The sequence below is a fragment of the Janthinobacterium sp. SUN033 genome, assembly GCF_030397595.1.
In the GTDB taxonomy this organism is placed as follows: Bacteria; Pseudomonadota; Gammaproteobacteria; order Burkholderiales; family Burkholderiaceae_D; genus Janthinobacterium; species Janthinobacterium kumbetense.
In genome coordinates, this window is the sequence record NZ_JAPQNV010000003.1 from 377875 (window position 1) to 404080 (window position 26206).

The 26206-nt window shown below is 61.7% G+C and carries 23 protein-coding genes; 3 read left to right on the forward strand and 20 right to left on the reverse strand.

Annotated elements, in window-relative coordinates; all coding sequences use genetic code 11:
• Positions 1-2: 2 nt before the first annotated feature.
• From OX460_RS14735 to pstS, 16 genes are all read right to left on the reverse strand, one after another.
• Positions 3-431 (reverse strand): XRE family transcriptional regulator, encoded by a 429-nt coding sequence (locus tag OX460_RS14735; protein ID WP_289899107.1) that lies wholly within the window; start codon positions 429-431, stop codon positions 3-5.
• 21 nt (positions 432-452) lie between these two features.
• Entirely contained in the window at positions 453-854 is a 402-nt protein-coding gene (locus tag OX460_RS14740; protein WP_251351795.1) for a type II toxin-antitoxin system RelE/ParE family toxin, read from the reverse strand.
• A gap of 57 nt (positions 855-911) precedes the next feature.
• Positions 912-1640: a response regulator gene (locus OX460_RS14745; RefSeq protein WP_289899361.1), complete on the reverse strand. Its 729-nt coding sequence runs from the start codon at positions 1638-1640 to the stop codon at positions 912-914.
• Between the two features lie 11 nt (positions 1641-1651).
• Complete coding sequence (locus OX460_RS14750) at positions 1652-2728, reverse strand: histidine kinase (RefSeq protein ID WP_289899108.1); 1077 nt, start codon at positions 2726-2728, stop codon at positions 1652-1654.
• A 6-nt stretch (positions 2729-2734) separates the two neighbouring features.
• Positions 2735-3550 (reverse strand): DUF5668 domain-containing protein, encoded by an 816-nt coding sequence (locus OX460_RS14755; protein ID WP_289899109.1) that lies wholly within the window; start codon positions 3548-3550, stop codon positions 2735-2737.
• Positions 3540-3923 carry a DUF5668 domain-containing protein gene (locus OX460_RS14760; RefSeq protein ID WP_099668154.1) on the reverse strand — a complete coding sequence of 128 codons (384 nt, stop codon included), beginning with the start codon at positions 3921-3923 and terminating at the stop codon, positions 3540-3542. Before OX460_RS14760 ends, OX460_RS14755 begins: the two co-directional genes overlap by 11 nt.
• 382 nt (positions 3924-4305) lie before the next feature.
• Positions 4306-5220, reverse strand: a complete 915-nt coding sequence (locus OX460_RS14765; protein ID WP_289899110.1) for an NAD-dependent epimerase/dehydratase family protein — start codon at positions 5218-5220, stop codon at positions 4306-4308.
• A gap of 219 nt (positions 5221-5439) precedes the next feature.
• Positions 5440-7386, reverse strand: a complete 1947-nt coding sequence (locus OX460_RS14770; protein WP_289899111.1) for an ATP-dependent helicase — start codon at positions 7384-7386, stop codon at positions 5440-5442.
• A gap of 35 nt (positions 7387-7421) precedes the next feature.
• Positions 7422-8618, reverse strand: coding sequence for a selenoneine synthase SenA (gene senA / locus OX460_RS14775; protein WP_289899112.1), 1197 nt, complete (start codon positions 8616-8618; stop codon positions 7422-7424).
• Positions 8619-8692: 74 nt separating this feature from the next.
• The gene (gene phoR, locus OX460_RS14780; protein ID WP_289899113.1) at positions 8693-10009 is read right to left on the reverse strand and encodes a phosphate regulon sensor histidine kinase PhoR; all 1317 of its coding nucleotides are present in this window, start codon (positions 10007-10009) and stop codon (positions 8693-8695) included.
• 11 nt (positions 10010-10020) lie between these two features.
• Positions 10021-10710, reverse strand: a complete 690-nt coding sequence (locus OX460_RS14785) for a response regulator (protein ID WP_034755074.1) — start codon at positions 10708-10710, stop codon at positions 10021-10023.
• Positions 10711-10715: 5 nt separating this feature from the next.
• Entirely contained in the window at positions 10716-11426 is a 711-nt protein-coding gene (gene phoU, locus OX460_RS14790; RefSeq protein ID WP_034778131.1) for a phosphate signaling complex protein PhoU, read from the reverse strand.
• A gap of 42 nt (positions 11427-11468) precedes the next feature.
• A complete protein-coding gene (pstB, locus tag OX460_RS14795) occupies positions 11469-12263 on the reverse strand; it encodes a phosphate ABC transporter ATP-binding protein PstB (RefSeq protein ID WP_029496304.1) in 795 nt (264 codons plus the stop codon).
• Between the two features lie 26 nt (positions 12264-12289).
• Entirely contained in the window at positions 12290-13177 is an 888-nt protein-coding gene (pstA, locus tag OX460_RS14800) for a phosphate ABC transporter permease PstA (RefSeq protein ID WP_077402151.1), read from the reverse strand.
• The gene (gene pstC, locus OX460_RS14805; RefSeq protein ID WP_099664709.1) at positions 13174-14145 is read right to left on the reverse strand and encodes a phosphate ABC transporter permease subunit PstC; all 972 of its coding nucleotides are present in this window, start codon (positions 14143-14145) and stop codon (positions 13174-13176) included. Before pstC ends, pstA begins: the two co-directional genes overlap by 4 nt.
• 353 nt (positions 14146-14498) lie before the next feature.
• The gene (gene pstS / locus OX460_RS14810; RefSeq protein ID WP_289899114.1) at positions 14499-15548 is read right to left on the reverse strand and encodes a phosphate ABC transporter substrate-binding protein PstS; all 1050 of its coding nucleotides are present in this window, start codon (positions 15546-15548) and stop codon (positions 14499-14501) included.
• 271 nt (positions 15549-15819) lie between these two features.
• Here pstS and ppk1 point away from each other — a divergent pair, with 271 nt between their 5' ends.
• From ppk1 to OX460_RS14825, 3 genes are all read left to right on the forward strand, one after another.
• Positions 15820-17913: a polyphosphate kinase 1 gene (ppk1, locus tag OX460_RS14815; RefSeq protein WP_099664711.1), complete on the forward strand. Its 2094-nt coding sequence runs from the start codon at positions 15820-15822 to the stop codon at positions 17911-17913.
• Between the two features lie 25 nt (positions 17914-17938).
• The gene (sixA, locus tag OX460_RS14820) at positions 17939-18397 is read left to right on the forward strand and encodes a phosphohistidine phosphatase SixA (protein WP_070254143.1); all 459 of its coding nucleotides are present in this window, start codon (positions 17939-17941) and stop codon (positions 18395-18397) included.
• A gap of 298 nt (positions 18398-18695) precedes the next feature.
• Positions 18696-18821: a hypothetical protein gene (locus OX460_RS14825; protein WP_257218666.1), complete on the forward strand. Its 126-nt coding sequence runs from the start codon at positions 18696-18698 to the stop codon at positions 18819-18821.
• 194 nt (positions 18822-19015) lie between these two features.
• On the opposite strand, the gene OX460_RS14830 is transcribed toward OX460_RS14825, so the two are convergent.
• The 4 genes from OX460_RS14830 to OX460_RS14845 all read right to left on the reverse strand — a co-directional run bounded on the left by OX460_RS14830 (position 19016) and on the right by OX460_RS14845 (position 26062).
• Entirely contained in the window at positions 19016-20137 is a 1122-nt protein-coding gene (locus tag OX460_RS14830; RefSeq protein WP_077402136.1) for a polyamine ABC transporter substrate-binding protein, read from the reverse strand.
• 114 nt (positions 20138-20251) lie between these two features.
• Positions 20252-22858, reverse strand: a complete 2607-nt coding sequence (gene clpB, locus OX460_RS14835; protein WP_099664713.1) for an ATP-dependent chaperone ClpB — start codon at positions 22856-22858, stop codon at positions 20252-20254.
• 121 nt (positions 22859-22979) lie between these two features.
• Positions 22980-23453: a molybdopterin synthase catalytic subunit MoaE gene (gene moaE / locus OX460_RS14840; protein WP_289899115.1), complete on the reverse strand. Its 474-nt coding sequence runs from the start codon at positions 23451-23453 to the stop codon at positions 22980-22982.
• The gene (locus OX460_RS14845; RefSeq protein WP_289899116.1) at positions 23450-26062 is read right to left on the reverse strand and encodes a DUF349 domain-containing protein; all 2613 of its coding nucleotides are present in this window, start codon (positions 26060-26062) and stop codon (positions 23450-23452) included. Before OX460_RS14845 ends, moaE begins: the two co-directional genes overlap by 4 nt.
• Positions 26063-26206: the final 144 nt, after the last annotated feature.

Consider the following 26206-nt stretch of genomic DNA (forward strand, 5'->3'; position numbering starts at 1 on the left):
CTTCAGGTATTGCCAGCCCGCTTGCGCGACACGCCGGCTTTCCGTTTTCCTGGAGGGATCGCAGACGCAGGAAGTCCGCTGTCATCGACATCGGCATCAACTTCCTGGCTGCGCAGAAAATTCTGCAGTTCGATACGAACGCCGTTTTGCGCAACGACCGACAGTTCCAATGTCATGCCCAGCGATTGCAGAAACCGGCGCAAGGTCGATACATAGGTATCGCTACGCTTTTCCAGTTGCGAAACGGCATGCTGTTGAATCCCGAGTTCCCTGGCAACCTCCGCCTGGGTCTTGCCCACGGCCTTGCGGAAATCCGTCAGCGTGGCGGCGTGCGCTATCATTTCTTGCATCTTTTCCTGGGACAAAGCCGCAATTTTTGCCTGCCGCTCGGCCGGCAAACTGTGGATGATGTCGTTCAGATTTCTTCCCATGGCAAACTCCTGTTCCTAAAATCACCTGCTGCCTTTGTCCTGCCTTGCTTTCGCAGCATCCAGTTTTTTGAGGTGTTGCTCGTAGCGTGCATTGGCCTTGGATAACAAATCCCTGTAAAACCTGGCCTCATCGACACCTTGCTTGGCTGCCGCAACCAGAATGACCGCCTCTCGCCTTGTATCGAAAGCAAAGACCGCGCGCCACACCTCTGCCCCGTTGTTGGCCTTGAAACGCAGCTCTTTCATGTTCGGGTGTTCAGGGTTCTTCAACGTACCGACATGAGGCCGTCCGGCAGCCGGGCCCAGCTTCGACAGCGCATCGGCACTCGCCAGTAATTCATCCTGGACATCTATCGGCAAAGCATCGAATTCCGCGTCGAAATCATCGTGAAACGAGACCGGCCATGTCCTCGGCGCGTTCACAATCACCTCCAGATGATATCATGCTTAAATGATTAAGTATCTCCGCCACAGAACATGCTAGCCCACCAGTAACCTCAGCTTCTGATACCCCGCCTTGCTCACGGGTATCCTCGTATCGTCGCGCAGGATGGCCACGTGGCTGTCTTTCGTTGCCGCCTCGATGCGGCGGATGCCGTCGATATTGAGCAGGTATGACCGGTGCACGCGCAGGAACTTGGCGGGGTCGAGCTGGGTTTCCAGCTCCGCCAAGGTCTGGCTTTTCAGGTAGGACTTGCCCTCGGAGCGGATGCTGATGTAGTCATCTTGCGCCTCGATGTAATCGATGCACGCGCTGGCGATGACGTGGACCTTGGCGCCGTCGCGTATCAGCACGCGGTCCAGTGGCGCTGCGCGCGTGGCCGCTTCGCGCGCCACCGTCAGCACCGTCTCGGGCGTGCTGCGGCTGGCGCGCGCATGGGCAAGCGCCTGGTCGAAGCGCTGTTCGCTGAACGGTTTGAGCAGGTAATCCAGCGCATGGCATTCGAAGGCCTTCAAGGCGTACTGGTCATAGGCCGTGACAAAGATCAAGCGCGTCTTTGCGCCGATCAGTTCCGCCACTTCAAAACCGTCCAGGCGTGGCATCTGGATGTCGAGAAACACCAGTTCCGGTTCCAGCTCCGCGATGGCCTTGACGGCCTCGAAGCCGTTGGCGCACTCGGCCACGATGTCGATATCGTCGTGGCGCGCCAGATATTCGCGCAACACGCTGCGCGCCAGCAGCTCATCGTCAACGATGGCGACCCGCATTCTTGCCTGCATCATGCTTCCTCCGTGTCGCCGGTCTGCGCCGGCATGGAAATCATCACTTCGAACTGGCCGTCGCGCCGGCCCCAGTGCACGCTGGCTTCGTGGCCATACGCGCCGGCCAGGCGCTGGCGCACATTTTCCAGGCCCACGCCATTGCCGCGGGCAGGCCCTTGATCTGCATCAACCGGATTGCGCACGGTGATCTGCAGCAGGCTGCCTGCGCGCCGGGCCTCGATGGCGATCAGGCCGCCCTCCGTCAAGCCGCAGATACCATGCTTGACGGCATTTTCCACCAGCGGCTGTATCAGCATGGGCGGCAGCAGACACGCCAGCGCGGCAGTGTCGATGCTTTCCGCCACTTGCAGGCGTTCGCCAAAACGTACGTGCTCGATGGCAAGAAAATGGCGGATCAGCACCAGTTCCTGTTCCACGGTGATGTGCTTGTGCGCTTCCAGGCTCAGGCTCTGGCGAAAGAAACTGGCCAGTTGCACCGTCATCTGGCGCGCGCCCGCCACATCGATAGACGTCAAGGCGCTGATGGAGTTCAAGCTGTTGAACAGGAAATGCGGATCGATTTGCGTGCGCAGCATGCGCAATTGCGCTTCCTGCGCCGTCAGCTGCGCTTCCAGCCCCCGCTGCTCGGCCATCCTGGCGCGCACGAATTCCAGCAACAGATAATGCACTGCGGCAGCGAGGCAATACAGCAGCACGCCCAGGCCGAAGAACAGGGCCAGCAGCGATTGCGTCAGGTTCACGCCCAGCCAGCGCAGCTCCAGCAACAGGCTGACGCTATTCAGAAATTGCAGCAGGGTGGCCCACAACAAGCCCGCGAACAGGGCCGCCACGCCCACCACGCCGGCGATGGCGAGCGGATGGCGGGCATGCAAGGGGTAGGCGCGGCACAGGTAAAACGCGGAAAACCCCGAGCCGATCGCATACACGAGCGTGGCAGGCACCACCAGCACGACGGCATTGAGCCAGGGCGCGTGCGCCACCCTGGCCAGAATAAAGGCCAGGGCCAGACCCAGCGCGATGCAGACCAGGAACACCACCACGGCGCTGCGCCGCTTCGACAAGGGCCCCGACATGCGCGCCTAGTTGCGGATTTCCAGGCCGCCCATGATGGCGTAGCCCGTCACATACAGGCGCTTGTTCTGGTTCGGCGGCACGATGGTCTTTTCTTCGAAGCCGCCGAGGATGGGCGTGCCCTGCAGCACGACGCTCCAGTCGGGCGGAATCTTGATGGTGACGCCGCCGCACAGAGCAAATACGTTGAGCACGGCTTCGCCTTCGATCGACGCCTGGCGCAAGTCGATTTCGCAGCCGGCCATGATGACATTGATATCGCCGCCCTTGAAGCGCTGCGACGACACGCGCCGCACGTAGCCGCCGAGGATGGCCGTCACTTCGATGATGCTGTCATCGTCCGCCTGCCCGCCGGCGCCGGGCGCCGCAGTGGCATCGGCGGCATTCTTGTCCAGCGACACGGCGCCATTCCTGGCCTGGCCGAACGAGTCGGGCGCAGCGCTTCCATCCTGCTGCGCGGCAAAGCGCCGGCGGCGCTGGCGCTGCTGCGCGCCGGGCAGGGACTTCGACACCACGGCCACGCCCAGACCGATGATCAGCAGGGGCCACAGCAAGTCCCAGTTCATGTAGAAGATGCCCATGTGCTTGAGGGTCCAGGCCACGCCCAGCAGCACCAGCATGCCGCCCAATAAATAACCGTTCGCGCTGCGGCTTTGCGACAGTTTCAGCAGGCCAAACACGATCAGCGCCGTGGGCCAGAAACGGAAGGTGTAGCGCACATCGATGAAACCGAGGTTATCGAGCAGGAACAACAGTCCCAGGCCGATGACGATGACGCCCAGCACGATCTGCGATGGCGAGTGCAGCGGCGGTTTATTTTTCATGCTCGGACTCCCGGTAGGCAATAAAATGTTTGTTCAACAGCGGCTCCAGCACAAGGCCCACGCCCCAGGCGATCAGCAAGGCGGGCCAGCTGTTATAAAAACTCAAGTTCCACAGTTCTTCATACGATACATACCACCAGGCGGCGAAGAAGATCAGCCACAGACCGCTCAATACCTGCTTGGCGGACACTGGCGTGAGCAGCTTGTTCAAGCCGAAAACGACCAGTATCACCGGCCAATAATGCCATAGTGAATAGTAATCGTGGAGATAGATCATATCGAGCCGGTCCAGCAGGATGATGGCGCCGGTGGCGATCAGCAGCACGCCCCACAGCAGCTGGGTACGGCGGCAATAAGCTGGTTCAGGTTTCACGGTCACCCCTTGAAGTTGGTTGATCGTAAAGATACGCGGATTTCGGACGGGGGAAAACACCGCTTCGGCGAATGGCGGAAAGACAGCGGTGAATGGCGCAGCGACGGAAACAACGGGCAAAAAAAAGACCGGCTAGAGCCGGCCTTGAAGGGGTTCGCAGTCCACACCGCGACCTGGAGTTGCAGTGCACCGCCGCACGGCGCACGCGCGCCGGCGACGGAAATCTGGTGCCGATCCTTGAGGCGACCGGCTGACCTGCTGGAAGATCGAACATGCCGCCAACTTCACGGCAGTGCGTCTCAACCAAGCAAAGCCATCATACTCCCGATCGCCACAAAGCACCGTTCGCTAGCGCACACTGATGAGGTTTTGCTGAGCTGCATCAAACGCCGATGGCATGCGGCGGGTGCAGCATGTCATTGGCTATCCATGCCAGCACGGACGGTCCCTGCGGCTGCCAGCCCAGCAGCTTGCGCGCCCGCTCGCCGCGCACGCGGCTGTTGGAACCGAGGCCGTAGGAAGCCATCTCGTAGCCCCATTCGGCTATCGCCTCGGGCAGCGGCCAATCCTGCGCGGGCCCCAGGTCCAGTGCCTTGGCGATGGCGGCCGTCATGTCGCGGAAGGCCGCTTCGCCCGATTCGACAAAGTAAAACGTGCCGGCAGGCGACTTTTCCAGGGCCAGCAAATACAGGCTGACGACGTCGTCGATATGCACGTTCGACCAGATGTTGCGGCCCGGTCCCACGTGGCGCACGATGCCGCTCTTGCGTGCCTGCTTGAGCAGACGGGGCAGTTGCACGCTGTCGCGCGGCAAGGCGCCATGGCCGTAGATCAGGGTGTTGCACAGCACACTGGCGCGCACGCCCTTGCCTGCGCTGGCCAGCACCAGGTCGTCGATGGCGACGCGGGCCGCCTTGTCGGCCGTGGGCGCCGGCAACTTGTCTTCATAATAGATCTGCTGCGTGCCCTCGCCGCCCGAGGCGTCGCCCACGATGGACGAACCGCTGGTATGGAGGAAAGGCTTGTTGCTGCCAGTCAGAGCGTCGAGGATCGCCTCGACGGCGCCCCGGTGGTCGCTGCTGGCCGCGTTGATGACGGCGTCCGCCGCCCTCGCCTGCTCGATGAGCAATGCGCGGTCATTCAACTCGCCCTGCACGCCCAACACGCCGATCTTGGCCAGTTCGGCCACCTGTTCCGGTTTGCGCACGAGGCCCGTGACCTGATGGCCGGCGCGCACGAGGCCCGCCGCGATGGAACTACCGATGAAACCTGCTGCGCCTGTCAAAAACACTTTCATGCCGTGGACGCCAAACAAAACCTACTGCGCGTCGCGCTTTGCGGCCTGCGATGCTCACCGTGCTCTAGCACGGTTGCGCTTCTTAGCCACAAATCATCGCCGCTCGCTACGGTTTTGTTAGGCGTCGTTCCTCCTTTGTAAGTTCAGATCGATTGTGATCAGTCCGACAAAGTATGCGCCGTTTCCGCCTTCGCAAAAAGTAGACATTCAGCAAAAGATCTATGACTTGGGCGCAACAATCTTCTGTTTGAGCTGCAGGGCGGCGATGTAGCGGCTCTGGTAAGCAGGGTCTTGCGGCGTCAGCAAGGTGAGCCTGTCGCGCGCGCGGGTGGCGGCCACATAGAAACGGTTTTCCTCTTCCAGCGGGTCGGTCTTGCTGCGCGGAAATTCGTCGACGGCCAGGTAAGGCAAAATCACGTGGTGGTATTCGAGGCCCTTGATCTGGTCGATGCAGGCGATGACGAGTTTGGCCTTGCCGGTCGAAACCGTCACGGCTTCTTCCATCTCGCCCAGCCAGCCGGCAAAGCCGCCCAGCGCCACGCCCGCTTCGCGGCACACGGCAATGAAGCCGTGCAGGGAACGGGCCACCACTCTGGCCTGCGCCGGATCGACATAGATGCGGCGCGCCGTCTGTTCCAACTGCATCAAGTCAAAGATGTGCTGCAGGGCGTCGCCCGCCAGGGCGTCGGGAGGCAGCGCGCGCAGGTAATCGACGGCGGCCAGGGTCAGCGCCGCCTTGTCCTGGTTCTGCGACTTGGCCAGCTGGTTCGTCAAGAAACCTTCCAGCAAGTCGGGATAGTTGGCCACGTCGGCCTTGGCTTGCTGCAATTCCGTGCGCGTAAACGGGATTTCCGCGAAGGCTACGAGGGCTTCGAGGATTTCGCCGCGGCGCGGGCCGCTCTTGATCGCGTGCAAATCCTTGCGGGCGATGGCGACCATGCCGCGCAGCATCAGCACCTCTAGGCTCAGCAGATAGCTATTCATGTCCACCAGGCCATACGCGATGCCGCTCTGGAATAGCGCCGTTTCCACGCGGATCGCCTGGTCGCGGTCGCGCAGCAAGATGGCCGTCGTGCCCGCATGCGCGTGTTCGAGCGCGGCGATCAGCTGGGCGCTGCACGCTTGCGGCTGCGCATGGTCGTACTCGAGCAGCTCGATGTGGGTGGCGCGCGACAGGGCCGAGACGCTGGCCTTGTTTTTCAGCACACCCACGGCGTGCGCCAGCTGCGGGCCATAGCGGTAGGAGGCCGTCAGCGGCAAGCGCTGCAAAGCGGGAAACTCTTGCTCAAAGCGCTGGCGCAAGAAGCGGTGGTCGGCGCCCGACCACGTGTAGATGACCTGGTCCTTGTCGCCGGCGCCGCAGAAAAACGCGTTGCCGCGGCGTATCAGCATGGTCAGCAGCCGGAACGACGCTTCGTTCAAATCGTGCAATTCATCGGCGACGATGATCTGGAAGGCGGGCAATTGCTGGCGCAGCGGCTCGTCGCCGTCGAGCATGCGCACGAGGTCGTAGGTGGCGTCGAACGGCGCGCGGAACTGGATGTCGCCCGTGTCGGCGCCGCGCAAGCCTTCGTATTCGCGCAGCCACAGATAGTGCGTGCGCGACATGCCCAGCAGCTCCAGATTGTCGTCCAGGGAATTGCTCTCGAAGTCGGGATTCTGAAAATCCAGGCGCGCCTTGGTGCGCAATTGCAGTTTCAAAAACTCGGCAATCGCCCCGTTGGTCGTATTGATTTCCAGCGGATAACGGTGAGCATACTTTTCCGACACGACTTCCAGTGCTTCCCAGGCAACCGGGCGCAACTCTTCATCGCTGCGCATGGCTGCCACCTGCATGTTTTCCAGCTGCAACAGCACCCTGGCGGCAAAGGCGTCGAAAGTGTCGACGGTCAGCCGCTTGACGACGCCCAGCGGCACGCCCACTTCCAGCAGGCGCTGGCGCAGGGCCACGCGCGCCGCCTCGGTGAATACTAGGGCCAGCATGCGTTCGGGCGCGCGGCCCCGGTGCAGCGCCTCGGCCAGGCGCAGGGCCAGGGTCGTCGTCTTGGCCGCGCCGGCATTGGCGTCGATCAGCACCACTTTCTTTTGCGCCGTCTGGATGGCGACCTGTTCCGGCGTGGGCGTGATGCGTTTGGGAATGAACTGCGGGGCGTTATCTGTACTCAAAAGTATTCCTGAAATGGTTACTACTCTTTGCGTGCTTACCAGGCGCAGGTGCGCAGGCCGGCAAAGACGTCGCCCCGCTCGGGCGCGTGGAAGGCGCGCATGCGGGCCGAATGCAGGCGCGGCGGCGTGGCGAAGGCGGCGCCGCGCAGCACCTGGTGCTGCATGAAATACGGCGCGGAATACTCGCGCCAGGCATCCACCGCAAAGCCCGGATACGGCTCGAACGGCGTCGCCGTCCACTCCCACACCTGGCCCCAGTGAAAGCGCGGATGGCCGGACAGCGCAGCATACTCCCATTCCGCCTCGGTCGCCAGGCGGCGCCCCGCCCAGGCGCAGTACGCCTGCGCTTCAAACAGGTTGATGTGGCGCACGGCTTCGTTCGGCGGCAAGGTCGTGCGCTGGCCGAAACGCATGGTGCGCCACTGTGTCGCTTCGCGCAGCCAGTACAGGGGCGACGAGCGCTCCTGCTGCATCAGCCAGGCGCTGCCGGCAGCGCTCCAGAACTGGCGGTTCTGGTAGCCGCCGTCCGCGACAAAATCGGCATACTGGGCGTTGGATACGGCGCAGGCATCGATGGAAAACGGCGCCACGTAGCAACTGTAGGGCGGCGATTCATTGTCGAAGGTAAAACCGGTCCCGCGCGGCGAGCCCAGTTCGATGGTGCCCCCAGGAAACGCGATCTCGCCCGCGCCCGGCGGCAAGGCCGGGCTGGCCGACAGGGACTCCGGTGCTTCCAGGCCCAGCCATTGCAAACCTGCCAGCATTTCTTCGCCGCACAAGTCTTCATGCGCCAGAGCCAGCCGGTACGGCGCCAGGGCGCTGTCGACATTGGCTTCGCGCGAGAGTTTGTCCAGCACCCGGTCGAGTACTTCGCGGCAATACGTCTTCACGGCGCCCGGACTGGGCAGTTCCAGCTTCCAGCGCGCGCGGTGCTCCACCATGTTGGCGTCGAACAAGTCGTCGCCACGCGTCAGCAGGGAGTTATAAATGGCGTCGGCCGGGTGGCTGGTAGCGGCTTCGCGCAGGATGAACCACTCGGCAAACCAGGCGATCTGCGCGAGTTGCCACAAGGGCGGCGTGAGCCGCGAGTGGCGCGGCATGCCGGCCACCACGTCCAGGCCGGCAGTAACATAACAGTCGAACAGGGAAAGCGTATCCTGGCGCGCGGCCTGCAGCGACTGGGCCAGTTGCTGCGCGCCGGCGTGGCGAAAAGAGGCGTTGATTAAAGTCATGGCCTGATTGTAACGACTTATGCCAACCTTGCACTAGTCGCGCAGGAAACATGGGGGAGGCCATGCCCCCCGGCCTACTTGACCAGCAGCTCGCCCTGCAGCGGCGTGACGACCGATTTTGGCATGCTGACAATAAAACTGCTGCCCTTGTCGGCCACGGACTGGATGGCCAAGGTCCCGCCATGGCGCAGCAGCACGTGCTTGACGATGGCCAGGCCCAGGCCCGTGCCCTGGGTTTCGCGCGAACGGCTCTTGTCGACGCGGTAGAAACGTTCCGTCAGGCGCGAAATATGTTCCTGGCTGATGCCGATGCCCGTATCTTGCGCGATGAATTGCGGACCGGCCGGGCCATCCTGCCAGCGCAGCGTGATGGTGCCGCCGGCCGGCGTGTAGCGCACGGCGTTCGACGCCAGGTTGCCGAACGCGCTATACAGCTCGTCGTAGCTGCCCAGCACGTCAGGACCGTTGCACTCCATGGTCACTTCGTGCTTGCCGGCAGACAAACCCTTGGCGTCGCGCAAGACTTGCTGCATGAGCTTTTTGACGTCCACGGGCTCGGGGCGCAGCGGATAGTCGACCGATTCCAGGCGCGACAGGGTCAGCATGTCCTCGATCAGATGCTGCATGCGGTGGCCCTGCTCCGTCATCAGCTTGAGGTGGGCGGCGCGCGTGGCGGCGTCCAGGTCCAGCTCGGCGGAGGCGATTTCCAGGAAGCCCACGATGACCGTCAGCGGCGTGCGCAGCTCGTGCGAGGCGTTGGCGATGAAGTCGCGGCGCATCATTTCGATGCGTTCCGTCTCCGTCACATCGTGCGTGACGAGAATCTGGCGGCGGTTTTCAAATGGAATGATCTGCACGATCAGCTTGCGGTTGCGGAAGGTGATCGTCAGCGGCTGGTCATAGCGGCCCAGGATGATGTAATCCATGAACTCGGGGCTGCGGATCAGGTTCGTCACGCGCATGCCCTTGTCGCGCTCGTGCGTGAGACCCAGATGCTTCTCGGCGGCAGGATTGCACCATTCGAGGAACAGCACGTCATCCATGATGACGACGCCGTCGGGCAGCAGGTGCATGGCCTGGCGGAAACGCGCCAGCCATTCCGTCAGCTCGGCCTGGTTTTTCTCGTCGTCGCGGCGCATGCGGTACAGGCGCGCGAAAATGCTGGTCCAGGCGCCCCAGCCGTCGGGCAGCTTGGCGCTTTGCGGATTGTCCAGCCAGTTACTCAGCTGGAACAGATACGACAGCTGCACGAACACCATCATGGCCATCAGCACGAAGGCGATGCCCAGCGCATACGTGGCGCCAAACAGATACCAGACAACGGCCACGCCCAGCAGCGCCAGCACCATGCGCAGGGCGGCCGGTACCCAGAACAGCAATTTCGGATTCATAGAGTCAAACTTTACTTTTCAGACAACATGTAGCCGACGCTGCGCACCGTCTTGATCAGGCTTTCCGCCTCTTTCAAGGCTTTGCGCAAGCGCAATACGTGGACATCGACCGTGCGCTCTTCGATCACCACATGGTCGCCCCACACCTTGTCGAGCAGCTGGCTGCGCGAAAACACGCGTTCCGGATGGGCCAGCAGGAATTTCAGCAGCTTGTATTCGGCGTGGCCGATATCGATCTTCTGTTCATCCATCATCACGGTGCAGCTGACGGGGTCCAGGGCCACGTTGCCGGCGCGCATGGGCGCCTGCGCGTGTTCCGGACTCTTGCGTCGCAGCAAGGCCTTGGCGCGGGCCAGCAGCTCGCGCGGCGAGAACGGCTTGGTGACGTAATCGTCGGCCCCGCTGTTCAAGCCGGCCAGCTTGTCTTCTTCCATGCTCTTGGCGGTGAGCATGATGACGGGGATGGCGGCGAAATTGCGGTCGGCGCGGATGCGCGACAGCAATCGCAAGCCCGTCTGGTCCGGCAGCATCCAGTCCAGCAGGATCAGGTGCGGCGTGCGGTGCTGGATGAATTCCCAGGCATCGGCGACGTTTTGTACAGAACAGCAATTCCAGCCGGATTCGCGCAGCGAATAGGTCACCAGTTCAACGATGGCCGGCTCATCTTCAACAATCAATACCGTGGTTTTATCAGATGCCATAAAGCTTACTCAGGGAGCTCCTCGGAAATGGCGGGAGCAGCCACCTTGGTGTGGCGGATGTCCTTGCCTTCAACCACGTAAATCACGTATTCGGCGATGTTTTTCGCATGGTCGCCGATCCGTTCGATGGCCTTGGCCACCCACAGGGTATCGAGCGCCGCCGAAATCGTGCGCGGGTCTTCCATCATAAAGGTTATCAAGTTGCGCATGATAGACCGAAACTCATGGTCGATGATGGCATCTTGTGCAATTAATTGTAAGGCCTGCTTGCCATCGTTGCGCGCGAATGCGTCCAGCGCATCGTGCAGCATGTCGGTGGCCGTGTTGGCAATGCCGCGCACCATCTCGTAGTGGTTGACGACGCCATTGCCGCGCTTGTGCAGATTCTTCGCCACGCGGGCGATTTTCGTCGCCTCGTCGCCTACGCGCTCGAGGTCGGTAATCACCTTGATGGTGGCCATGATGGTGCGCAAGTCGTTGGCGGCCGGCTGGCGGCGCACGATCAGATGGCTGCAGGCGTCGTCCAGCGACACTTCCAGCTGGTTGACGACGTCGTCTTCGCGCATCACGCGGTCGGCGCGTTCCGGATTGCCGATGCGGAAGCACGTCATCGCGTCGAGGAACTGGGTTTCAACGATGCCGCCCATCAGGAGCACTTTCGAGCGGATCGCTTCGAGTTCGTTGTCGTATTGCTTGGATGAATGTTCGCCTATCATGCTGTCTCTCCGTATTCAGTTGTTGTGTATGCGCGGGGCGGATCAGCCGAAGCGGCCCGTGATGTAATCCTGCGTTTCCTTGCGGGCCGGATTCATGAAGATCTGGTCCGTTTCGCCGAATTCCACCAGCTCGCCCAGATACATATAGGCCGTGTAGTCGGAGCAGCGCGCCGCCTGCTGCATATTGTGCGTCACGATGGCGATCGTGTAATCCTGTTTCAATTCGCTGATCAGCTCTTCCACTTTCGAGGTCGAGATCGGGTCCAGCGCCGAGGTCGGCTCGTCGAGCAGCAAGACGTCCGGCTTGACGGCCACGCCGCGCGCGATGCACAAACGCTGCTGCTGGCCGCCCGACAGCGACAGGCCGCTCTTGCTCAGCTTATCCTTGACTTCGCCCCACAGCGCGGCCTTTTTCAGGGCCCACTCGACGCGCTCGTCCATCTCGCCCTTCGACAAGTCTTCATACAGGCGCACGCCGAAGGCGATGTTGTCGTACACGGACATGGGGAACGGCGTCGGCTTCTGGAACACCATGCCGACCTTGGCGCGCAGCATGTTGACGTCCTGGTCGGCGTCGAGCACGTTGCGGCCGCGGTACAGGATCGAGCCTTCCGCGCGCTGACCCGGGTACAAGTCGTACATGCGGTTCAGGGTGCGCAGCAGGGTTGATTTACCGCAACCGGACGGGCCGATGAAAGCGGTAACCTTCTTTTCGTGGATGTCCAGGTTGACGTTATGCAAGCTTTGCGTTTTGCCGTAAAAAAAGTTCAGGCCCGAAATTTCGATGGTTTTTTTCTTTGGTGCCAGGTCTTGTGCTGGATTCATTTGCGTATTCATATGGGTTCGCTTCGCTCGGTATCTGTTTAATTAGGGACTTTTTGGCTGAACACGGTGCGCGACAGGATATTCAAGGCCAGCACGCTGAAGGTGATCAGCAGTGCGCCGCCCCAGGCCAGCGAGCGCCAGTTGTCGTACGGGCTCATCGCAAACGATGCGATGACGGACGGCAAGTTGGCCATCGGCGCATTCATGTTGAAGCTTTGGAACTGGTTATTCAGGGCCGTGAACAGCAGCGGTGCCGTTTCGCCGGCGATGCGGGCCAATGCCAGCAGTACGCCGGTGATGACGCCCGCCTTGACGGCGCGCAAGCGCACCAGGGTGGCGACCTTCCAGCGCGGCGCGCCCAGGGCAAACGCGGCTTCCAGCAGGCTGTTCGGTACCAGACGCAGCATATTGTCCGTCGTGCGCACCACCACCGGCACGGCGATCAGCGACAGGGCGATGGCGCCCGCGTAGCCGGAGAAGTGTTTCACGTGGGCCACGTACAGCGCATACACGAACAGGCCGATGACGATCGATGGCGCCGACAGCATGATGTCCGTGACAAAGCGCGTCACTTGCGCCAGCTTGTTTTCTTCGCCGTATTCGGCCAGGTAGATGCCGGCCAGGATGCCGATCGGGGTGCTGACGACGGTGGCCAGGCCCACCATCAGGGCGCTGCCGACGATGGCATTGATCAGACCGCCGCCTTCGCTGCCGGGAGCAGGCGTCGTTTGCGTGAACAGGTCGACGGACAAGGCGCCGAAACCCTTGATCACCAGCGTGAACAGGATCCACACGAGCACGGCCAGGCCCAGGGCCATGGCGGCCACCGACAGGGCGATGCCGACGCGGTGCATCAGCAGGCGCTTGCGGTAGACGGGGTTCATGGCCGGCTTGGCCGGAACGTCGAGAGTGCTTACTTGGCTCATTTCGTGCCTTCCTTGCGGGACATGCCAGCCAGCATCAGCTTGGCGGCGGATAAGACGATAAAGGTGATGACAAACAGGATCAGTGCCAGCGAGAACAGCGAGGACACGTGCAGCGCCGATTGCGCTTCGCCGAATTCGTTCGCCAGCAGCGAGGTGATGCTGTTACCGGCGGCAAACAACGACCACGACAGCTTGTTCGCGTTACCGATGACGAAGGTGACGGCCATGGTCTCGCCCAGCGCGCGGCCCAGGCCCAGCATGACGCCGCCGACGACGCCGGTCTTGGTGTAAGGCAAGACAATCTTGCGCACCACTTCCCAGCGCGTGCAGCCCAGGCCGTATGCGGATTCCTTCAGCACGGCAGGCACGATCTCGAACACGTCGCGCATCACGGAAGCGATGAAGGGGATGATCATGATGGCCAGCACCAGGCCGGCCGTCAGCAAGCCGATGCCCATCATGGGGCCGCTGAACAGCTGGCCGATGACGGGGACGTTGCCCAGGGTGGCTTTCAGCAAAGGCTGGACGTGGTCGGCGAACAGGGGCGCGAAGACGAACAGGCCCCAGATGCCGTAGATGATCGATGGCACGCCGGCCAGCAGCTCGACAGCCGTGCCCAGCGGGCGACGCAGCCAGGCCGGGCAAATTTCCGTGAGGAACAGGGCGATGCCGAAGCTGACGGGAAAGGCGATCAGCAAGGCGATGACGGACGTCACCAGGGTGCCGATGATGGGGATCAGGGCGCCGTACTGGTCATTGACAGGATCCCATTCCGCGGACACGATGAAATGCAGGCCGAAGGTCTGGAAGGCCGGTATCGATTCCATGATCAGCGAAATGATGATGCCGACCAGGACGATCAGCACCGACAGGGCGAACAGCATCGTCACCTTGTGGAACAGAAAATCCTGGATGCGCTGCTTGCGCATGGTGGAAAGCATTTGCGCGTGACTGATGGAATCGGTCATGGTGCCGCCTGGCATGGGGATCGTGGAGGAGGTAGATTGTGCGCTCATATTGTGCCAGATGTGGGTGGTACTGCCGGTATTGCTGTTTTAATACGCCTGTCAAAACCTACTGCGCGTCGGGATTTACGGCCTGCGATGCTCACTGTACCTTCGTACAGTTGCGCTTCTCGACCGCAACTCCCTTCCGCTCGCTACGGTTTTGTCAGGCGTCGTTGCTTTTATTCTTTTAGTTACTCTTTTAGCCAGGACCGTCTGCAAGGGCTTGCGGGCGGTCCTGGCTAACTCCCTGCCCCGCTGCCGTGCTGCTGGCGGGGGCAAGGATGGGTACTTAGTCAGGCATGCAGACTATCGGATCAGTAGATCGACTTGCCCGATGCGTCTTTCAGGTTGGCTTTCCACGACTCTTGCACCAGTTTCACGACCGATGCCGGCATTGGCACGTAGTCCAGTTCGACGGCAGCTGGGCCGCCGTTTTTGTAGGCCCAGTCGAAGAATTTCAGGACTTCCTTGGCCTTGGCTGCATCAGCCTGGACTTTGTGCATCAGGATGAACGACACGCCGGTGATCGGCCAGCTGTTCTTGCCAGCTTGGTCGGTCAGAACCACGCCGAAGCCTGGGGTTTGCGTCCAAGGTGCGGAAGCGGCTGCTGCCTTGAAGTTTTCGTCGTCAGGTTGCAGGTAGTTGCCATCCTTGTTTTGCAGCTGGGTGTGCGACATCTTGTTTTTCTTGGCGTAAGCCCACTCGACGTAGCCGATCGAACCCTTGATACGCTGCACGTTGGCGGCGACGCCTTCGTTACCCTTGCCGCCCACGCCCACGGCCCATTTCACAGCCGAGCCAGCACCGATTTTCGATTTGAATTCCGGGTTGGTTTTCGACAGGAAGTCGGTGAACAGGAAGGACGTGCCCGAACCGTCGGCGCGGTGTACCACGGTGATTTCCGTGTCCGGCAGCTTGACGCCACTGTTCAGCGCGGCGATTTCAGGAGCGCTCCACTTGGTGATCTTGCCCAGGTAGATGTCGCCAACGACTTTACCCGTCATTTTCAGCTGGCCTGGGGTCACGCCGTCCAGGTTGACGATGGTGACCACGCCGCCCATGATGGCCGGGAACTGCATCAGGCCCGCTTCTTCCAGCTCTTCTGCCTTCAAAGGCATGTCCGAGGCGCCGAATTCAACAGTCTTGGCCTTGATTTGCTTGATGCCGGCGCCGGAACCGACGGACTGGTAGTTCAGGCCGTTGCCGGTGTTGGCTTTGTACGTCTCAGCCCATTTGGCGTAGATAGGGTACGGGAAGGTTGCGCCAGCACCTGTCATATCTGCCGCCATGACGGAAGCGGAAGAAAATGCCATCGCTGCCGAAGCACCCACGACGATAAATTTGAACATTTGCTTCATTTGCATATCAAGTCCTCAGGGTTGTTAGGGCTCAAAGTCCCGGTTGAATGCTGCGCAGTCTAGCAAGCGAATATGACAGCTTTATGACATGGGTAAAAAATCCTGAAATAATTGCCTACGCCCCGAGAATACCCCTTTTCGGCATGAAAAATGACAGGGCGGGCGACGCTTTATGACAGCTTATGTCACGCTTACGTCATATTTCATGATTACACTCACAGCGCGTCATACATGATGAAATACGGCTAGAATTAACTATCTGCAAAGACAAAAGAATATGAAACCTGAACTGCACACGGAAGTGACCAAATCGGGCATCCTGCTTGACCGCGAGCTGTCGCAACTGACTTTCAACCGGCGCGTGATGGCCCAGGCGGAAGACCCGAACATTCCGCTGCTCGAGCGCCTGCGCTACCTGTGCATCGTCAGCAGTAATATGGATGAGTTCTTCGAGGTGCGCGTGGCCAGCCTGCTGGCGGCCGGCAGCATCGGCGGTTCGCTGGCCGGCCACCCTGCCCTGGCGGCCAACCTGGAGCGCATCGGCAAGGAGTGCCATGCGCTGGTGGAACGCCAGTACGAGATATTAAATAACGACGTCTTGCCGGCCCTGCGCGAAGCGGGCGTGCATCTGCTGCGCGACAGCGACCGCAACGAGGCGCAGCGCGCGTGGGTGAAGGAATATTTCGACCGCGAAGTGCGTCCCCTGCTGACGCCGATCGGCCTCGACCCGGCCCACCCGTTCCCGCAGGTCGTCAACAAGAGTCTCAATTTCATCGTCTCGCTGAGCGGCAAGGATGCGTTCGGCCGCGGCACGGCGATCGCCATCGTCAAGGCGCCCCGTGTCTTGCCACGCGTCATCAAGCTGCCGGACGAGATTTCAGGCGACGGCGTATCCTTCTGTTTATTATCCTCCGTCATCCATGCACATATCTCGGACTTGTTCGCCGGACGCGAAGTGATTGCCTATTCGCAATTCCGGGTCACGCGCGACAGCGACCTGTGGGTCGACGAGGATGAAGTCAAGAATTTGCGCCAGGCACTGAAGGGCGAGCTGGTGGGTCGCCAGTTCGGCACCTCCGTGCGCCTGGAAGTGGCGCGCAATTGCCCGCCAGAATTGTCGCAGTTCCTGCTCGACCAGTTTAATCTGGATCAAAGCCGTTTGTACCGCGTCAACGGCCCCGTGAACCTGGTGCGCCTGTCGGAAATGATCGACCACGTCAAGCAGCCCGAGCTGCGCTTTCCGCCGTTTTTCCCCGGTCTGGCGCATAAAGCCATCGGCAACGACATCTTTGCCGCCCTGACCAAGCACGACATCCTGCTGCACCACCCCTACCAGTCGTTCCAGACGGTCATCGACTTCATCCGCAGCGCCGCCTACGATCCGTCCGTCGTCGCCATCAAGCAGACGATTTACCGCACGGGCATGAACTCGGACCTGATGGAGTCGCTCATTACGGCGGCGAAGATGGGCAAGGAAGTGACCGTCATCGTGGAATTGATGGCGCGTTTCGACGAAGAAGCCAATATCAACTGGGCCGACAAGCTCGAGCAAGCCGGCGCGCAAGTCGTGTACGGCGTCGTGGGACTGAAAACCCATGCCAAGGTGGCACTCGTCATCCGCCGCGAAGAAGGCTCCCTGCGCTTCTACGCCCACTTGGGTACCGGCAACTACCATCCCACGACAACCAAGCTGTACACGGACTTCGGCTTGCTGACGGCCAACCAGGACCTGGCCGTGGAAGTCAATGAAGTCTTCATCCACCTGACCAGCCTGACCAAGCCGCACAACCTGAACCATTTGTGGCTGGCCCCGTTCGGCCTGCAAAGCGAGATCATCAAGGCCATCCGCAACGAGGCGAAGATCGCCCGTTCGGGCCGGCGCGGGCGCATCATCGTGAAAGTCAACGCGCTGGTGGATGAATCCGTGATCCGCGCCCTGTATGCGGCCTCGACCGATGGCGTGAAGATCGACCTGATCGTGCGCGGCGCCTGCACCCTGAAGCCGGGCGTGCCTGGCCTGTCGGAAAACATCAAGGTGCGCTCCGTGATCGGCCGTTTCCTCGAACACAGCCGCATTTACTACTTCCGCAACGACCTGGCGCACGATGTCTACCTGGCCAGCGCCGACTGGATGAGCCGCAACCTGTTCCGCAGGGTGGAAGTGGCCTTCCCCGTGCTGGACCGGGCGCTGAAGCGACGCGTGATCGCCGAGGGCCTGAATCCGTATTTGAAGGATAATACCAATGCATGGGAACTGGAGCCGACGGGCCATTACGCGCGCCGCAAGCCGCGCGGCAAGCAAACGCCGTTCAGTGCCCAGCAGTATTTGATGCACTCACTGGGCACGCCGGGCGCGGAGGTCGGCGAATAGGCAATTCTACACAGAGGAGCACAGCATGGATCTCATCTTGTGGCGACACGCAGAAGCCGAGCCGGGCGTCCCCGACCTCGAACGCGCCCTGACCGTCAAAGGCCAGAAACAGGCGCGCCGCATGGGGGAATGGCTGGCCTCGCAACTACCGGAAAATTGCCGTATCCTCGTCAGCCCCGCCCTGCGCACCCTGCAAACGGCGGAAGCGCTGGGGCGCAAGTTCAAGCTGATGCCGGAACTGGCGCCCGGCGCCGAGGCGGAGGATATCCTGAAGGCGGCCAACTGGCCCGGCGGCAAGGAAACCGTGCTCATCGTCGGCCACCAGCCCACCCTGGGCCAGGCCGCCGCCCTGCTATTGACGGGAGAAGAGCAGGAATGGGAACTGCGCAAGGCCAGCGCGTGGTGGTTCTCCCAGCGCGAACCAGGCGACCCGATCAGTGTTTATCTGAAAGCCGTGATGGCGCATGACCTGGTGGTGAAATAAAGGTGCTCGAGCAGGGAACTGCGCAAGGCCAGCGCAAGGATGGACGGGTTCTCGCAGCGCGCACCAGGCGCCCCCATCAGTGTATATCTGAAGGCCGTGATGGCCCATGATCTGGTGGTGAAATAGAGAAAATGCGCAAAAAGTGCGCTGGGACAAATACTAGCAGGAATTACAACTCGGCAGCCTTGTAAAGCGCTGCCGATCTGCTAGAGTTTAATTGCATCAACTACGTGTTGGAGCGCTGCTCTGGCACATTGAGCAACCCAGCGGACAGCCGTCCAACGGCGGCTGAAAGACCATGTTAACCTTCGTCGTTTTTCTCTTCATCGCCATCTTCGCCGCCATCATCGGCTTCGTCGCCTTTGAACTGATCGAAGAAATGCGCGGCAGTCACCACAAGCTGATGGATCGCTACCACGAGTAGTGTTCGCCTCGGCAATATCGCATGGCGCCAGCGACGGCCTACAGGCCCGTCCCTCGCGCCATCCTTGTATCTCCCCACAAAACTTACTGCGCGTCGCGATTTGCAATCTGCGATGCTCACTGTGCTAAAGCACAGTGAGCATCGCAGATTGCAACTCCCTTCCGCTCGCTACAGTTTTGTAGGGAGCTAGTACTTTACACTCCCGTCTTGAACTTCGTATAGATACGCGTCATCAAGCGGCGGATATCGGCCGTGGTCGCTTCCGGTGCGGCCATGCGCTGCTTGTCGGCGTCCGACAGGAAGATGGCCTTGTTTTCACCGATGTCCTTGCGCACATATTTGATGCTGGCCGGATTCGGATTCGCGTAAAACACCTTGTTGCTCAGGCTGGCATGCACTTGCGGGCGCAAAATATAGTTGATGAACAGGTGCGCGTTGCTCGGATGGGGCGCGTCGGCGGGGATGGCCATGGTGTCGAACATCAGGGCGGCCGTCTTCGGCACCAGCACCTGGATCACATTGCCGTTTTTTGCGTCGATGGCGCGCTGGCGCGCGATATTGATGTCGCCCGACCAGCCCAGCGCGACGCAGACGGAACCGTTGGCCATGTCGTTGATGTAGCCGGATGAGCTGAACAGGGTCACGTAGGGACGGATCGCCTGCAGCACCTTGCCCGCTTCCTGGTAATCGGCGGCCGCTTTCGAGTACGCGGGCTTGCCCAGGTATTGCAACGCGGCCGGCAGCACTTCCGACGGCGAGTCGAGGAAGGACACGCCGCACGATTTCAGCTTCGCCGCGTATTTCGGGTCGAAGATCAGGTCCCAGGCGTTGTCAGGCATGGGCATGCCGCCCAGCGCGGCCTTGACCTTGTTGACGTTGATGCCCACCGTCGTGTAGCCCCACAGCCAGTCGACCAGGTAATCGTTGTTCGGGTCGATCTTCGACAGCTTGGCCTGCAGGTTCTGGTCCAGGTTGCCCAAATTCGTCAGCTTGCTCTTGTCGAGCTTGCGCAACAGGCCCGCATCGATCTGCAGGCGCGCCCACTGGGCCGTGGGCACGACGATGTCGTAGCCGGACTTGCCCGCCACCAGTTTCGCATTGAGGATTTCGTTATTGTCGAAAACGTCGTAGCGTACCTTGATGCCCGTTTCCTTCTCAAAATTCTTGATCGTATCGTCGCCGATATAGTCTGACCAGTTATAGATGTTCAGGACCTTTTCTTCCTGAGCCTGAGCTTGGCCAGGCAAGGCCAGTACGGCCGCCGCCAAGGCCAATCCCACTCCAATGCGCCGCCCTGCTTGCCATGTGTTTGCCATCGTACCGCCTCCGGAATTAGTCAGAAAATAGTGCCGATCATAACAAGAAGGGCGGCATCAGGTCTAGCCTGATACCGCCCTGCTTTCACTGCCGGGGTCAGACCCCAAGCAACATTACACCTTGTCCAGCCCCACTTGCGCCCCCGTAAATACGAGGTTGCCGTTCTGGGCGTCGATGCGGATTTCGTCTTTCGGGCCGAACTTGCCTTCCAGAATCAGCTTCGACAGCGGATTTTCGATCTGCTGCTGGATCGCCCGCTTCAGCGGACGGGCGCCATACACCGGGTCGTAGCCCGCTTCGGCGATTTGCTGCAAGGCCGCGTCCGTCAAGCTCAGCGCCATGTCCATGCGCGCCAGGCGTTCTTCGAGGATCTTCAGCTGGATCTTCGCGATCGCGCCGATGTTTTTCTCGTCGAGGCCGTGGAACACGACGATTTCATCGATACGGTTGACGAACTCGGGACGGAAGTGCGAACGCACCTCGGCCATCACGGCCAGCTTCACGACACCGGGATCATCGCTTTCCATGGCCTGGATTTTATGCGAACCCAGATTCGAGGTCATGATGATGACGGTATTCTTGAAGTCCACCGTGCGGCCCTGGCCATCCGTCATGCGTCCATCGTCGAGCACTTGCAGCAGCACGTTGAAGACGTCGGCATGCGCCTTTTCCACTTCGTCGAGCAGGATCACGCTGTACGGCTTGCGGCGCACGGCTTCCGTCAGGTAGCCGCCCTCGTCGTAGCCCACGTAGCCCGGCGGCGCGCCGATCAGACGGGCCACGGAATGCTTCTCCATGAACTCGCTCATGTCGATGCGGATCATCGATTCTTCCGTATCGAACAGGAAGGTGGCCAGCGCCTTGCTCAGCTCGGTCTTGCCGACACCCGTCGGTCCCAGGAACATGAAGGAACCATATGGACGGTTCGGGTCGGAGAGGCCGGCGCGCGAGCGGCGGATGGCGTCAGCCACGGCCGTGATCGCTTCATCCTGGCCCACGACGCGCTCGTGCAGCTTCTCTTCGATATGCAGCAGCTTGTCGCGCTCGCCCTGCATCATGCGCGACACGGGTATGCCCGTCGCGCGCGACACCACTTCGGCGATTTCCTCGGCGCCCACTTCCGTGCGCAGCAGTTTCGGCTGGTCAGGGTCGAGTTTCGGGATGCCGCTGTCAGCCTGCTTGAGCTGGGCTTCCAGCTGCGGCAGCTTGCCGTATTGCAATTCCGACACTTTCTGCCAGTTGCTCTCGCGCGTGGCCTGCTCCATCTGCAGCTTGACGTGCTCGATCTCTTCCTTGATGTGCGTGCTGCCCTGCACCACGGCTTTTTCCGCCTTCAGGATTTCCTCGAAGTCATTGTATTCGCGCTGCAGCTTGACGATCTCTTCCTCGATCAAGGCCAGGCGGCGCAACGACGCTTCGTCCTTTTCCTTCTTGACGGCTTCGCGCTCGATCTTGAGCTGGATCAAACGCCGTTCCAGCTTGTCCATCACTTCCGGCTTCGAATCGATCTCGATCTTGATCTTTGCCGCCGCTTCATCGATCAGGTCGATCGCCTTGTCGGGCAAAAAGCGGTCCGTGATGTAGCGGTGCGACAGCTCGGCGGCGGCAATGATGGCCGCGTCCGTGATTTCCACCTTGTGGTGCAGCGCATATTTATCCTGCAGGCCGCGCAGGATGGCGATCGTCGCTTCCACGGTCGGTTCGTCGACGAGCACTTTCTGGAAGCGGCGTTCCAGCGCGGCATCCTTCTCGATGTACTTGCGGTACTCGTCGAGGGTGGTCGCGCCCACGCAATGCAGTTCGCCGCGCGCCAGCGCCGGTTTCAGCATATTGCCGGCATCCATCGCGCCCTCGGCCTTGCCCGCGCCCACCATGGTGTGCATTTCATCGATGAAGACGATGGTTTGCCCTTCATCCATGGCCAGTTCCTTCAGCACGGATTTCAGGCGCTCCTCGAATTCGCCGCGGAATTTCGCGCCAGCCAGCAAGGCGGCCATGTCCAGCGACAGTACGCGCTTGCCTTTCAGCGATTCCGGCACTTCGCCGTTGACGATGCGCTGCGCCAGGCCTTCGACGATGGCCGTCTTGCCCACGCCCGGTTCGCCGATCAGCACGGGGTTGTTCTTGCTGCGGCGCTGCAGGATCTGGATGGTGCGGCGGATTTCATCGTCGCGGCCGATCACAGGGTCGAGCTTGCCCTTGCGCGCCCGCTCCGTCAGGTCCAGCGTGTATTTTTTCAAGGCTTCGCGCTGGCCTTCGGCTTCTTGCGAATCGACCTTGTTGCCGCCGCGCACAGCCTCGATGGCCGCTTCCAGGGCCTTGCGGGTCAGGCCGTTTTCGCGCGCCAGCTTGCCGCAGTCGGATTTGTCGTCCGTCATCGCCAGCAAGACCATTTCGCTGGACACGAACTGGTCGCCAGCCTTTTGCGATTCCTTGTCGGCCAGGTTCAAGAGGGCCACGAATTCGCGGCTGACCTGCACGTCGCCGCCCGTGCCCGACACCTTCGGCAAGCGTTCGATGGACGCGCCCAGGGCCTTGGACAGGCCGCCCACGTTGACGCCGGCCCGCTGCAAGAGCGAACGGGCGCCGCCGTCGTCCTGGTTCAACAGGGCCGTCAGCAGGTGGACTGGTTCGATATAGGGATTGTCGTTGCCCACGGCCAAGCTTTGCGCATCGGCCAGGGCTTCCTGTAATTTGGTAGTGAGTTTGTCTTGTCGCATGAAAAGCGCTCCCGGTTAATTAGTTGTTAACCAAATTGGGGTGAGGCAGTACTTTTCAAGCATACACAAAGCAGAAAACCGCTGCATTTGGGCAAATGCTAGCGTGCGCGGCAGATACGATTCAAATGGTGCTTGCTTTTGTCGTCCACTTGTCCAGCGCCGTCTCGTCGCTGTCGCGCGCATCGACCCAGCGCGCGCCTTCCGGCGTATCTTCCTTCTTCCAGAACGGCGCTTCCGTCTTCAGGTAGTCGATGATGAACTCGCAAGCGGCGAACGCCTCGCCCCGGTGGGCGGACGAGACCGCCACCAGCACGATCTGCTCCTGCGGCAACAGCGGGCCCACGCGGTGGATCACCAGCGCGCCCGACAGGGGCCAGCGCGCGCGCGCCTGCTCGACGATCGCTTCGATGGACTTTTCCGTCATGCCCGGATAATGCTCGAGCTCCATGGCGGCCACGTCCAGCCCCTCGTTCATGTCGCGCACCGTGCCGACAAAGCCGACGACGGCGCCCACCTTGGGGTTGCCTGCACGCAATTGTGCGATTTCTTGACTCAAGTCAAAATCAGCTTGCTGGACGCGGACGCTGGTACTCATTTGGCATGCCCTCCGATACGGCGCAGCAAGGTTTCGATGCGGCTGGCCGTGCGCGTATCGGTAGCGGCGGCAATCGCGCACAGCTGCATCAGCTGCGACACTTGCGTGAGCGGCTTCTGGCCCGATTTCAGCGACGATTGCAGCACTTCCACCTGCATTTTCAGGCGGTCGCGGGCAAATTCGGCGCCGCTGTCGACACCGGCGACGATTTCCAGGCGCAAGACCTCTTCGAGCAAGCGGGCCTCGTTGGCCTGCAATTGCTGCACGTAGGCGGCAGCGCCCTCGCCCAGCGCGGCCTGGGCGGCAGCAAAGCGCTGCAGCAGGCTGCGTTCGTATTGCGTGTCGAGCGGCGGCAAGGCGCTCCAGCGCTCGCTCCACGCTGGAGCGTCGGCATCGGCGCCGCCCTCGGCCAGCGACGCTTCCAGCGATTGCACCAGGCGCAGCTTGTCGCGCAAGGCGTTGGCCTGGGCCGCGCCGGCCCGTTCGGCGATGGCGTCCGCTTGCGCCTGCACGCCGGCGACGGCCGCGTGGTAGCGCTGCTCGATCTTCGCTTCGCTGGCGCGCGGCACGGGGCCCGTGGCGTTCCAGGCGGCGCGCGTGTCGCGCAGCAAGTGATGGATGAAGGCCGTGCGGGACTTGTCGTCGCCTTCGGGCACGACGGCCGTTTCCAGCGCGGCGCACAGCGCTTCGCGCACATGCAGGTGTTCGCGGCGCTCGTGGTCGGCCGCGTGGGCCGTTTCCTTGCGCTTGGCGAAGATATCGTCGCAGGCGGCGCGGAAGCGCTGCCACAGCGCCTGTTCCGCGCGGCGTTCCAGCGGCAGGGCTTTCGCCAGTTCCTGCCATTTATCCTGCAAGGCTTTCAGCATGTCGACCGTGTTGCGCTCCGATGGCTTGAGCAAGCCCACTTCGACGATCAATTGCTCGCGCCGCGCCGTCTCGATCTGGCGCTGCGTGTCCAGCGGCTTCGACAGGGCGTCCAGCGCGGCGCCGAATTCCGTATCCAGGCGTTTCTTTTCCTTGCGGTCGATGGTGCCCAGGCGCGTCCAGGCCTGGCGCAGGCGCTGCGAAGCGGAGGCGACTTGTTTCCAGTCGGTACTTTCTTCGGCCGCCAGGGCCGCCGTTTCCGCGATCAATTCCTGGGCCTTGGCCGCATTGCCGTGGCGCTCTTCGGCCAATTGCTTGAAATGCTGGGCCGCCGGCGCATACGCGAGGCTGCAGGCGGCGTCGAAACGTTCCCACAGGGATTTCGGCGCCGGGCCGGACAAGGTATCGAGCGACTTCCAGCGCTCGCGCAGGCTGCCCACTTTCTTGGCCAGCTCGGCCATTGGAAGTTCCTGTGCCGGCAATTCCTCGCCCGCCTTGACCAATTCCTCGCGCGACACGTTGCCGCCCCAGCGCGCCCAGTCGGCCAGGCGCTTGAATTCTCCGCGCACATGGGCCAGGCGGTCCGCTTGCGCAGGCGTCAAACGGCCGTGCTTGCTATCGCGCAAGGTCTTGTCATGCTCGGAAGCCACGTGCAGCAAGCCATCCTGCAGGGCCGCCTCCATGGCGTCGAGCACCTTGAAGAACTGTTCCGTCGCTTCTTTCGACACGGGTGCGTGTTCCACGCGCGGCTTGCGCGGCGCCGGGTCCGCATGGGCTGGTGCGGCCTCTGGCGTTGCCGCCTGCACGGGCGCCGGCGCGCTGGCCAGCACGGCCGCAAATTGCTGCTGCAAGCTGTCGGACAAGGGCGACTCGGGCAGGCGCGGCAGGGCTTGCCATGCGCGCTTCAGGGTATCCACGTCGAGCGTGGCGGCGTCCTGCGCCTGCCATTCGGCCAGCGCGGCCTGGCGCGCGTCGAACACAGCCTGGTGTTGCTGCAGGGCTTGCAAGGCGGACTGCGCCTGCTCGCGCGCCTGGATGAAATCGCTTTCCAGGTGTTTCGGCAAGGAGCCGCGCTCGGGCGATTGCGCATGCTGCGCATGTTCCCCGTCCAGGCGGGCCAGCGCCTGCGCCAGCTCGCCGGCGGACTGGCCATTGCTGGCCAGCGCGCGCGCAGCGGCGACGGCGTCGATCACGGCGCGCTGCAGCACCACTTGCGCTTCCAGGCGGGCGGCCAGGGCGGCGCGCGCGGCGGCAAAGGCGGTCGCCAGCTCCGGCGTGGCCTTGATGACTTGCCATTGGCGGTCCAGTTCGGCTACCTGGTTGGGGCTGAGCTTTTCATCATTCAACAGGCGCTGGGCCGTGTCGATGCTGGCCTGGGCGCGTTGCGTCTCGGCAGCCTGATGACGGATCAGGTCGATACGGCCCTGCATCAGCTTGGCCACGCGGCGGTCCGTGTTGCGCATGGCGTGGTGGACTTTTTCCAGCAGGGGCAAGGCGTGGACGTGTTCGGCCGCGATCAGACGGGCATCGGCAAATTCGCTGGACACGATGAATTCAAAGGCGGCAGCCTCGTCGCCAGCCACGGCATGGGCACGCGCCACCTGTTCGGCGCGGCGCGATGCGCTCTGCGCCGAGGCGGCGGCCTGTTCTGCCACGACAGGGTCGGGGACGGCAGTCTTGCTGGCAGAACGCTTGAAGAGAAATTCGAACATGACGGGTTTCGCGTGGATCAAAACCACCATCATAACAAAGCCCGGGGTATTGCATCGGACAGGACTGAACAAGTTATCAAATGAATAAAGCGAATCTTTTCCCAATCTTTCCCCTGGATTTTCGCCCTATGACGGTGCGCCGGCCGCCCTCGCGAAAACGCCTCCGGCAGACACCGC